14 protein-coding genes are annotated in these 10438 nt (G+C 35.8%); 9 read left to right on the top strand and 5 right to left on the bottom strand.

Features of this window, described 5'->3' with window-relative positions; all coding sequences use genetic code 11:
* Positions 1-27: 27 nt before the first annotated feature.
* A complete protein-coding gene (locus tag B2145_RS07040; protein ID WP_291100160.1) occupies positions 28-1260 on the bottom strand; it encodes an ammonium transporter in 1233 nt (410 codons plus the stop codon).
* Positions 1261-1536: 276 nt separating this feature from the next.
* On the opposite strand from B2145_RS07040, the gene rlmH reads away from it, so the two are divergent.
* Positions 1537-2010, top strand: a complete 474-nt coding sequence (rlmH, locus tag B2145_RS07045) for a 23S rRNA (pseudouridine(1915)-N(3))-methyltransferase RlmH (protein ID WP_291100161.1) — start codon at positions 1537-1539, stop codon at positions 2008-2010.
* A 61-nt stretch (positions 2011-2071) separates the two neighbouring features.
* On the opposite strand, the gene B2145_RS07050 is transcribed toward rlmH, so the two are convergent.
* A complete protein-coding gene (locus tag B2145_RS07050) occupies positions 2072-2686 on the bottom strand; it encodes a hypothetical protein (RefSeq protein WP_291100164.1) in 615 nt (204 codons plus the stop codon).
* Positions 2683-3513: a dihydropteroate synthase gene (gene folP, locus B2145_RS07055; protein WP_291100167.1), complete on the bottom strand. Its 831-nt coding sequence runs from the start codon at positions 3511-3513 to the stop codon at positions 2683-2685. Before folP ends, B2145_RS07050 begins: the two co-directional genes overlap by 4 nt.
* Before the next feature lie 89 nt (positions 3514-3602).
* Here folP and B2145_RS07060 point away from each other — a divergent pair, with 89 nt between their 5' ends.
* The 7 genes from B2145_RS07060 to B2145_RS07090 all read left to right on the top strand — a co-directional run bounded on the left by B2145_RS07060 (position 3603) and on the right by B2145_RS07090 (position 8589).
* Positions 3603-4142, top strand: coding sequence for a DUF1599 domain-containing protein (locus B2145_RS07060; RefSeq protein WP_291100171.1), 540 nt, complete (start codon positions 3603-3605; stop codon positions 4140-4142).
* A gap of 63 nt (positions 4143-4205) precedes the next feature.
* Positions 4206-5306 carry a BT_3928 family protein gene (locus B2145_RS07065; protein WP_291100174.1) on the top strand — a complete coding sequence of 367 codons (1101 nt, stop codon included), beginning with the start codon at positions 4206-4208 and terminating at the stop codon, positions 5304-5306.
* 102 nt (positions 5307-5408) lie between these two features.
* Positions 5409-5906 (top strand): TlpA family protein disulfide reductase, encoded by a 498-nt coding sequence (locus tag B2145_RS07070; protein WP_291100176.1) that lies wholly within the window; start codon positions 5409-5411, stop codon positions 5904-5906.
* A gap of 40 nt (positions 5907-5946) precedes the next feature.
* Positions 5947-6699 (top strand): triose-phosphate isomerase, encoded by a 753-nt coding sequence (gene tpiA / locus B2145_RS07075; RefSeq protein ID WP_291100179.1) that lies wholly within the window; start codon positions 5947-5949, stop codon positions 6697-6699.
* Between the two features lie 104 nt (positions 6700-6803).
* The gene (prmA, locus tag B2145_RS07080) at positions 6804-7637 is read left to right on the top strand and encodes a 50S ribosomal protein L11 methyltransferase (RefSeq protein ID WP_291100183.1); all 834 of its coding nucleotides are present in this window, start codon (positions 6804-6806) and stop codon (positions 7635-7637) included.
* 19 nt (positions 7638-7656) lie between these two features.
* A complete protein-coding gene (locus tag B2145_RS07085) occupies positions 7657-8271 on the top strand; it encodes a class I SAM-dependent methyltransferase (protein WP_291100186.1) in 615 nt (204 codons plus the stop codon).
* Positions 8272-8313: 42 nt separating this feature from the next.
* On the top strand, positions 8314-8589 hold the full coding sequence (locus B2145_RS07090) for an ATP-dependent Clp protease adaptor ClpS (RefSeq protein ID WP_291100188.1): 276 nt from the start codon (positions 8314-8316) through the stop codon (positions 8587-8589).
* A 118-nt stretch (positions 8590-8707) separates the two neighbouring features.
* Here the strand turns inward: B2145_RS07090 and B2145_RS07095 are convergent, their stop codons facing one another.
* The gene (locus B2145_RS07095; protein ID WP_291100190.1) at positions 8708-9121 is read right to left on the bottom strand and encodes a DUF6691 family protein; all 414 of its coding nucleotides are present in this window, start codon (positions 9119-9121) and stop codon (positions 8708-8710) included.
* 3 nt (positions 9122-9124) lie between these two features.
* A complete protein-coding gene (locus B2145_RS07100) occupies positions 9125-9682 on the bottom strand; it encodes a YeeE/YedE family protein (protein ID WP_291100193.1) in 558 nt (185 codons plus the stop codon).
* A 145-nt stretch (positions 9683-9827) separates the two neighbouring features.
* Here B2145_RS07100 and B2145_RS07105 point away from each other — a divergent pair, with 145 nt between their 5' ends.
* Complete coding sequence (locus tag B2145_RS07105) at positions 9828-10280, top strand: 2-dehydro-3-deoxyphosphooctonate aldolase (protein WP_291100196.1); 453 nt, start codon at positions 9828-9830, stop codon at positions 10278-10280.
* Positions 10281-10438 lie beyond the last annotated feature (158 nt).

The following is a 10438-nucleotide window of genomic DNA, read 5'->3' on the forward strand; positions in this document are numbered from 1 at the left end:
GAAATAACTAGCGGTATTAATTCTGCTTTAGCCTTGTCTTGCCACTTCTCCGTGATGGGTTAGATCCAGTCCAACTTCTTGTTCCATGTCCGTTACACGAACAGGAATAAACCTGTTGATAATTCGGAACAACAACAAGGTAAAAAAGAACGCATAACTGGTTGCAAAAACAATGGCAACACATTCTTTAAACAGCAACATTCCGTTTCCACCAAAAAACAAACCATTGGGAATGGCTGCATTGATAGTACTATTGGCAAAGAAACCCAAACAAATGGTTCCAATTATTCCGCCCATTCCATGAATTCCCCAGACGTCAAGCGCATCGTCCCAGCCTTTCTTTTCCTTAAATTTTACGGCTAAAAAGCAACCACAGGCCGCAATAATTCCGATAATCGCCGAAGAATAAATATCAACATAACCCGCCGCAGGCGTAATTGTTGCTAATCCTGCAACAGCTCCTGTCATCAATCCGATAAATGTAGGTTTCTTTTTGCCCGTATTCCATTCGATAAATAACCAGGTAACGGCTGCAAAAGAAGCCGCAGTATCGGTATTTAGAAAGGCAGAAATTGTGATGGAATTAACCGCCAATTCACTTCCAGCATTAAATCCATACCAGCCAAACCAAAGCAATGCCGTACCAACGGCAACCAATGGAATGTTGTTGGGTTCGTGCTTATTTTGTCGTCTTCCCACAAAATATACCGATGCCAATGCCGCAAATCCAGCAGTTGCATGCACCGTGATTCCACCTGCAAAGTCAAAAACTCCCCATTGGGCAAGCAATCCGCCACCCCAAACCATATGAACGAAGGGATAATAAACAAATATTTGCCAAAATATAAGGAAAAAGACGTACGATTTAAATGAAACCCGATTGATAAAAGCTCCCGTGATCAATGCCGGCGTAATAATGGCAAACATCATTTGATAAGCAATAAAAATATATTCCGGGAATCGTTTATCAGCTGAGTATAGTGTTGAAGGTGTAATTCCGTGGTAAAATGCTTTGTCAAAATTCCCTATTATTCCAAAAAAATCAGTCCCCGAACTCACATTTCCGCTGAAGCAAACCGAATAACCAAAAGCAAACCAAAGCACTGTCCCTATACCCATGGAAACAAAACTCTGCATCATAATGCTTAAAATATTTTTATTGCATCCCAATCCTCCATAAAAAAAAGCAAGACCAGGTGTCATTAGCATCACCAAACTGGTGGCAAGAATCATAAAAGTGGTTAAACCTACATCTAACATAATTGTGTTTTTTATTTGGCACAAAATTAAACAAATGTGTCAATATTTTTTTTACAAATTTGACAAATATTGTTACGTTTTATAATAAAAAGGCAGTACGTCTTGTTATTTAGCACAATTATCAAGAAACACCCCCTAAAAAATAGGAGTACAAAGTAAATAAAACTGTAAAATATTCTTTTTTGAAAAATCAATATCACAAAATAGATTAAAAAAAAGGGGGCATTATTATTTAATTCTCAATTTTCTACCTTTGTACCTTTCAAATTCCAAAAAATGAACATCAAGCTCATCGCCATTGGCAAAACCGACAATAAAAATCTTCAGTCACTGATTGACGAATATCAAAAACGATTGTCCTTTTACATCAAGTTTGATTTAGAGATTATTCCCGACATCAAGAACGCAAAAAACTTGTCGGAAAGTCAACAAAAGGAAAAAGAAGGCGAATTGATTTTGGCAAAAATAACGCCAACCGACCAACTCATTTTATTGGACGAAAACGGAAAAACCTTTTCAAGTGTAGCCTTTTCAGAGGAATTACAAAAGAAAATGAATGCCGGAATAAAGACACTGGTTTTTGTGATTGGCGGTCCTTATGGCTTTTCGGAAACGGTGTATGCCAAAGCAAACGGCAAAATATCGCTTTCGCCAATGACTTTTTCGCATCAAATGGTGCGCTTGTTTTTTATCGAACAATTGTATCGTGGATTCACTATTTTAAAGAATGAACCCTATCATCATCAATAGAAAGTGTTCAGTTGTCATCTCGAGCGCAGTCGAGAGACAGTCATAGTGTTCAGTCAGGAATTTAATAAATAAACTCTTCGTAATTATCAATTTTCAAACTTCGAATGAAAATTTCGTCCTGTATATAACTTCCGTAAGTCATCTCTTGAGCGAAACAAAATTGCATTTGACTAGGGTTTTCGATTGGCAAATTGTACAGATAACTTTGCAGATCTTCTCGTTTAACATCTGCATTAAGGATTGAAATTTTATTGTTTTTATCAAAAAACACAATCAAACTCGATTTTGGTTTTTCCATTTTATAATGCACTTCCGTGAATGGTAGAAACGCCATATTTTTATGAATACTATCCGCATACGAATAATAATTTTGGGCTGCTTCGTTTTTGTGGGCAACTTCATTTCGCTTTTTTTCCTGCAACTTCATCACTTCGGGAATCACCAATCGTAAAGGCAAACGTTTGTCAATATTGAAAATCCAATTGGTCGAAATAATCTCGTTTTTCTTGTTGACTTCCGCCAAAGTGTCTTTTCCCTTGGTTCTAAAAAAAATGTAAATAGGTGAATGATCTTCCACGTTTGAGACAATTGTCACATTGGATTTTGGCAACAAAATGTCTTCTTTGTTTCCGCAAGAAATCATTAAAAAAAGGACAATCAGACTAAAATATTTCATAAATTTTGATTGGTTTTGTTGAACAAAGTGACACATTCCATTGCTTCTTTTACATCGTGAACCCTAAGTATTTTTGCGCCTTTGGCCAAGGCTAAAGTGTTCAAAACCGTAGTTCCGTTTAGCGCTCTTTCCGCACTTGAATGCAACGGCTTATAAATCATTGATTTTCTGGAAAAACCAACAAGAATTGGCAATTCTAATATATTAAATAATTCCAGTTTTTGCAAAACCTCATAATTTTGTTCCAATGTTTTGGCAAAGCCAAATCCTGGATCGACTATCAAATCATTAATACCCAAACTTCTCGCTCGTGCCACCTTTTCGGAAAAATAGAAAAGCATTTCCTTTACGATATTTTCATAATCCGTCATTGTTTGCATCGTTTGCGGCGTGCCTCGCATATGCATCATAATGTAGGGAACATTATATTTTGCAATGGTTTCAAGCATTTTGTCATCCAAATTTCCTGCCGAAATATCGTTGATTATTGCCGCTCCGTTTTCAATGCAAACTTTGGCAACTTGACTTCTAAATGTGTCGATGGAAATCAAGGTTTCGGGAAAATGTTCTAAAATTAATTGGACAATGGAAACAATTCGGCTCAACTCCTCATCTTCCGTAACAAACTCGGCTTTAGGTTTACTCGAATACGCTCCAATATCGATGAAAGTCGCGCCATCATTCAACATTTTCCCAACTTGTGACAGTATTTCACCTTCGTTTTTATACTTCCCGCCATCAAAAAAAGAGTTGGGCGTCACATTCAAAATCCCCATTACTTTGGGAGTGGATAAATCGATAAGTTGTCCTTTGCAGCGTATTGTCATTTTCAAATCAAAAATCGTTAATCATCATTCTTCAATCCAATAAATATTCTTTACTTTTGAAGAAATTTTAGACAAATATACATCAATAAATGAACATTACTTCACAAGAATATGATAAGGTGATTGCGATTTGCCGTTCCCTTTTCGTCAATAAAATGAAAGATTACGGCAGCGCTTGGCGCATATTAAGATTGCCTTCCTTGACTGACCAAATCTTCATCAAAGCCCAAAGAATACGAAGTTTACAGGAAAATGAAGTCCGAAAAGTGGACGAGGATGAAACCGGCGAATTCATCGGAATCATCAATTATTCGATTATGGCTTTGATCCAATTGGAACTTGGCGTTGCCGACCAACCGGATTTAAATGTGGAAGAAGCGACCGAGTTATACGATGCCAAAGTCAAACTCACCAAAGAATTAATGGAAAACAAAAACCACGACTATGGCGAAGCCTGGCGCGAAATGCGGGTGAGTTCATTGACGGATTTGATTTTGCAAAAACTGCTTCGCGTGAAACAAATTGAAAACAATAAAGGAAAAACCTTGGTTTCTGAAGGCATCGATGCGAATTATCAGGATATGATTAATTATGCCGTTTTTGCACTGATATTAATGGGAAATAAATAAATTGAAAAATCTTTGTCAAAGTTTAAAACTTTGACAAAGATTACTTTTAAATAACATAAAACTATGAAAAACATTATCACTCAATTCTCGAGACTTTTCGTCGGAATCTTATTTATTATTTCAGGTTTAATAAAATTGAATGATCCTTTGGGTTTTTCCTATAAACTAGAAGAATTCTTCAGTGAACCTGTTTTCAATATGCCTTTTTTCGTGCCATATTCATTGGCAATTGCTTTGTTTTTGGTTATTCTTGAAGTCGTTTTGGGTGTTATGTTGCTCATTGGTTACAAATCAAAATACACGATTTGGAGTTTGTTGATTTTGGTTGTTCTTTTTGCGTTTCTTACTTTTTACTCGGCTTATTTTGATGTGGTAAAAGACTGCGGTTGTTTTGGTGATGCCTTGCATTTAATACCTTGGCAATCCTTTACGAAAGACATTGTTTTATTGTTTTTCATCTTAATTTTATTTTTCAACCAAAAATTAATAAAACCGTTATTTTCGAATACAATTCAAAATATTCTGGCGTTTGCAAGTGTTGTTTTGTGTTGTTTTATGGGTTATTGGGTTTTAAATCATTTGCCTTTAATCGATTTCAGACCTTATAAAGTGGGCACAAATATTAAGACCGCAATGGAAATTCCGGATAATGCACCAAAAAGCGTTGTCGAAATGGTTTTTATCTATAACGTAAATGGTGTAAATAAGGAATTTAAAGAAAAGGATTTAATGTCGCTTCCTGTCGGCGCCAAGTTTGTTGACAGAAAAGACAAAGTGATTGTGCAAGGTTACCTTCCTCCTATTCACGATTTTAAGTTGGAATTAAACGGCAACGACAATACACAATTAATTTTTTCAAGAGAAAAATCGCTGTTGATTGTGGCCTACGATTTGGAAAAATCTAATCCAGGAGCCTTGCAAAAACTGGACAAATTATACAAAGATGCTTCTGCAAAAGGATATTATGTTGCCATAGTGACCGGTTCCTCAAATGATATTATTGACAGCGTGAAAAAGAAATACGGATTCACTTTTGATTTCCTTTTTTGTGACGCAACAGCTTTAAAAACGGTAGAAAGAGCGAATCCTAGTTTTGTGCTTTTGCATTACGGAAACATCACACAAAAAGTGCATTATAATGATATTGATGAATTGAGATTGTAAAAAGGGTATCCATTGCTGTCAAAATAAAAATGAGCACGGAATACTAAACACAAAATTTGAGTTTTTGGTTTTAAAATGTAACTTTGTCAAAATTATTAAAAAATGAAAAAAACACTTGCCTTGCTTATTGCTTTTGCTTCTATTTCTTGTTCAAATGCACAAAAAAAGGTATTCTCAAAAGAAGCTTTGTCAGAAACATTATTGACAGCCGACGGGAGCCAAGTTGCTTTTCAGGATATTCTAAAAAATTATAAAGGCAAAACCTTGGTTGTCGAAGTTTGGGCTTCATGGTGTGGCGATTGTGTAAAGGCAATGCCAAAAATTAAAGAATTACAAGCCAATAATCCAGATGTTGCTTATCTGTTTCTTTCGATGGATAAAACAGCCGAAAATTGGAAAATTGGAATTGCAAAACACGAACTCAAAGGCGACCATTTTATGGCGAACGACCAAATGAAAGGCGTTTTTGCAAAAGCCATAGATTTAGACTGGATTCCAAGATATATCATCATTGACAAAACCGGAAAAATTGTACTTTATCGAGCCATTGAAACTGACTTCGACCAAATAAATACCACTTTAAAAGATTTAAAAAAATAGAAATTACAAATAAAATTATCAAATTACAAACACAACTAAAATGAGAAAGAAGATTGTAGCAGGAAACTGGAAAATGCACAAAAATGCAGAGCAAACCGAAGATTTATTGAACGAATTAATAGCACTAATCCCAACCGAAAGTGATGCACAAATAATTGTGGCACCTACATTTGTCAACTTGGCTTCTGCCGTTGATCATTTGGAATTTACGCCTATTAATGTGGCAGCCCAAAATATGCACCAAGCAGAAAGTGGTGCTTATACTGGCGAAATTTCGGCCGATATGCTAAAAAGCATCGGAGTAAACACAGTGATTCTAGGACATTCAGAACGCAGAGCAATTTTCCATGAAACCGATGCCTTGATTGCCAGCAAAGTAGACACGGCATTGAGACATGATATGACCGTTATTTTTTGTTTTGGTGAAGAGTTGAAAGACCGTCAATCTAAAAATCATTTTAATATTGTTGAAAATCAATTGCGAGATGGATTGTTTCATATCGAAGCAAAGGATTGGGAAAAAATTGTTTTGGCTTATGAGCCAGTTTGGGCAATTGGAACAGGTGAAACTGCCAGTCCAGAACAAGCACAAGAAATGCACGAATTCATCAGGGAAACCGTTCGCAAAGCTTTTGGAAGCGATATTGCCGAAGATGTTTCCATCCTTTATGGCGGAAGCGTGAAACCGGATAATGCCAAAGAAATTTTCTCTAAACCAGATGTTGATGGCGGTTTAATTGGTGGTGCTGCACTAAAAGCAGAAGATTTTGTGGCAATTGTGAAAGCTATTTAAAATAAATAATAAATTGAAAAAGAGGTTTGAATGCTATTCAAATCTCTTTTTTGTTTTTCACAATCCAACAAAAGAGATTCTTACCTTTGCAAAAAACAAATTTTATGTCAAATATATATTTAGGCTTTCATTTTACGGTTGAACCAAAAGAATTAGGTTCGGAAATTCTTGTTGCCGAATTGGGCGAACTGCCTTTTGAAAGCTTCATTGACAGTGATTTGGGGATTGTTGCCTATATCCAAAAAGACCTTTGGACCCCAACTATTCTGGATGATTTATTCATTTTGAACTCGCCCGAATTTACCATTTCGTACAGGATAGAGGAAATTGACCAAGTCAATTGGAACGAGGAATGGGAAAAGAATTTCGAACCTATAGATGTCGATGGAAATTGCCATGTTCGCGCTCCTTTTCACCCAAAAACCGACGCCAAATTTGATATCATAATCGAGCCAAAAATGAGTTTTGGAACGGGTCATCACGAAACCACCCACATGATGATTCAGCATCTTTTGGAAATCGACGTTGCAGGAATGAAGACACTTGATATGGGTTGCGGAACAGCAATTTTGGCTATTCTTGCGGAAATGAAAGGTGCCCAACCCATTGATGCAATTGATATAGACAACTGGTGTTATTTGAATTCCATAGAAAATGCCGAACGCAATAATTGTCATCAAATTACAGTTTATGAAGGTGATGCAGCCTTGTTGAAAGACAAAAAATATGATTTGATAATCGCCAACATCAATAGAAATATTTTACTGAACGACATGCAAAGTTATGTGGATTGCTTAAATCCAAAAGGAACCTTATTATTGAGCGGATTTTATGAAGAAGACATTCCTTTTATCGATGCTTCCTGTACGGAGAAAGGCTTAACCTATGTTAAAAAGTTCCAAAAAAATAACTGGGTATCTTTAAAATACGTAAATTAGTATAACCGAAATTTAAAAAATGGAAGTAAATAAAAAACAACATTGGGAAACGGTTTATGAAACCAAGCAGCCCAACGAGGTAAGCTGGACGCAGGAAAATCCAAAAACTTCGCTTAATTTTATTCGGGAAACCCGTTTGGGAAAGTCCGCAAAAATCATTGACGTTGGCGGTGGTGACAGCAAACTGGTAGATTATTTATTGAATGAGGGTTACGAAAATATAACCGTTTTGGACATTTCGGCAAACGCATTGGAAAGAGCAAAAAAAAGATTTGGGAAAAATGCCGAAAAAGTAAATTGGATTGTTTCCGATATTACTGAATTCAAACCGGAAACCACGTATGACATTTGGCATGACCGAGCCACATTTCATTTTTTGACAACTCCGGAACAAGTAAAAACGTATGTTGAAATCACCGAAAAATGGGTTACTAGTTTTTTAATAATAGGTGCTTTTTCAGAAAACGGACCCAAAAAATGTAGCGGACTGGATATTAAACAATACTCGGAAATGGAACTTGAAAATCAATTTTCTAATCGTTTCAAAAAAGTTAAATGTATAATAGAAGATCACGTAACACCGTTTGAAACCATGCAAAATTTTATATTTTGTGCTTTTGAAAAAATTAAGTAGAACCAACTGTATTTTTATTTAACACCTTCAAATTATCTAAAAATGAGTACTAAAGAAAAAGTAAGAGTAAAAGTTAGCCAAAAAGAAGCAACATCCATAAACCACGAAATTGTAGTTTATAATGATGATGTAAACACTTTTGACCATGTAATCGACACCTTAATCCGGGTTTGTGAACACACTCCGGAACAAGCAGAACAATGCTCCTTGATTGTGCATTACAACGGAAAATGTACTGTAAAAACGGGTATTTTAGAAAAACTAAAACCACAATGCACCCAATTACTCGAAGCGGGTTTGAGTGCCGAGATAGTGTAAACTTCCGGACTACCAGATCTTAAGACAACCTCTAAAAACTCATAAATTTCAATTTTCAATCCATAAAAAAACAGCATTCTCTATTTTAGAAAATGCTGTTTTTTTGATTTTATTGGTGTTAATGAGGCAACTTGTCCTTTAACAATCCATAGATAAAAGTACCCAGAAGCGCTCCAAAAAGAACAAATACAACGGGCAAAAAACCAGCGCCAAGCAATATAAAGATTGGTCCTGGACAACATCCTACCAAAGCCCAACCCAAGCCAAAAAATAATCCGCCAACCCAATATCTGGTAGAACCGGGTTCTTTATCAAGAACTTCTATGGGCCGTCCTTTTATATCTTTTATGTTTTTCCTTTTTATGATCTGGATTCCGGTAATTCCTGTAATTATGGCAACCATAATGATTCCATACATATGAAACGATTGAAACTGGAACATTTCATATATTCTGTACCAAGAAACTGCTTCCGATTTTGTAAGCACAATTCCGAAAACAAATCCAACAAATAAATATTTTAATACTTTCATCTCTTAAAAAATTAATGGTAAAATAAAATGAGCCATAATCAATCCGCCAACAAAGAATCCAATCACTGCTTTTAAGGATGGAAGTTGCAAATTACTCAATCCAAAAATCGCATGTCCCGAAGTGCATCCTCCAGCGTATCGAGATCCGAAACCTATTAGTATTCCGCCAATAATCAATATGAAAATCATTTTTGGGGATTGAAAAACATTGTTTCCAAATAAAACATCGGGCAACAATTTCCCATTTGGGGCATCAATTCCCAGTTGGTTAAGTTGTGCAATTGTCTTTGGGTTGATAGCAACATTTGAGGCATCTCCCATAAAATGAACCGCAACAAAACCACCAAGCATGGCGCCTAAAATTACCACTAAATTCCAGCGTTGTAATTTCCAATCAAAGTCAAAAAAGGCCACTCGTTTCCCTATTCCGGTCATCGAACACAAGGTGCTCAAATTAGAGGACATCCCAAATACTTTTCCGAAACAAATAAGGCAAAGCATTACCAATCCTATCAAAAACCCGGAAACATACCAAGGCCAAGTTTGAAAAATAATATCCATAACGTACATTTAATTTTGCGAAAATAATAATTCTAATTTTAAAAAGAAGAATTATTAAGGCATTATTGTTGTTTATGGCGACAATACCGCTTAAATTTGTTATTTAAATTGGATTCTAAAAGCCAAAACTAAATCATAAAGAATAATGAAAAAAATTGTGCCTTTTATCGCTTTACTAATCTTTACAGCATCGTGTGTGAGCACAAAATCTACCCTGAAAAACGTGGATGACAATGCACCTTTTCCCATACTCACAAAAGACAATACCTTTGCCATTACGGAATATAGCAAAGATAAAAGGTATGGTTATGATAAAGATTATCCCATCAATATATATTTTTTTAACACCAAAGACGAAACCATAAACCAGCAACGTTTTTTGAATGCTTTGGCTGGGCCAAAAGGCGAGAAAATTACCTACAAAAAACTAGAAAGTTGCTGTCCGTTTCCAACAAAGAGAAGCGAAATGGGAGCGGGTTTACTGGATGTGTACGAATTACGATGGGAAGGACAACGAAATCCTGTAACGCTGTATTTAAATATATATGAAAAAGGAGTATTGATGGTTCCGGTCGGATTGAGTTTGAAGAAAAATTAATCCTCCCCTAACCCTAACCCCTCCTTCGGAGGGGAATAGAAAACTAAAGCCCAATTCTAAATCGTGTTAAAAACTAGATCCTTTTTCTTTTGTCACACTGAACGCATCCCGATGGCTCCTATGTTTGCAAAGTTATAAATTCCCAAAAAGAGATTGTT

This window comes from Flavobacterium sp. UBA5153 (assembly GCA_002413745.1).
Taxonomy (GTDB): domain Bacteria; phylum Bacteroidota; class Bacteroidia; order Flavobacteriales; family Flavobacteriaceae; genus Flavobacterium.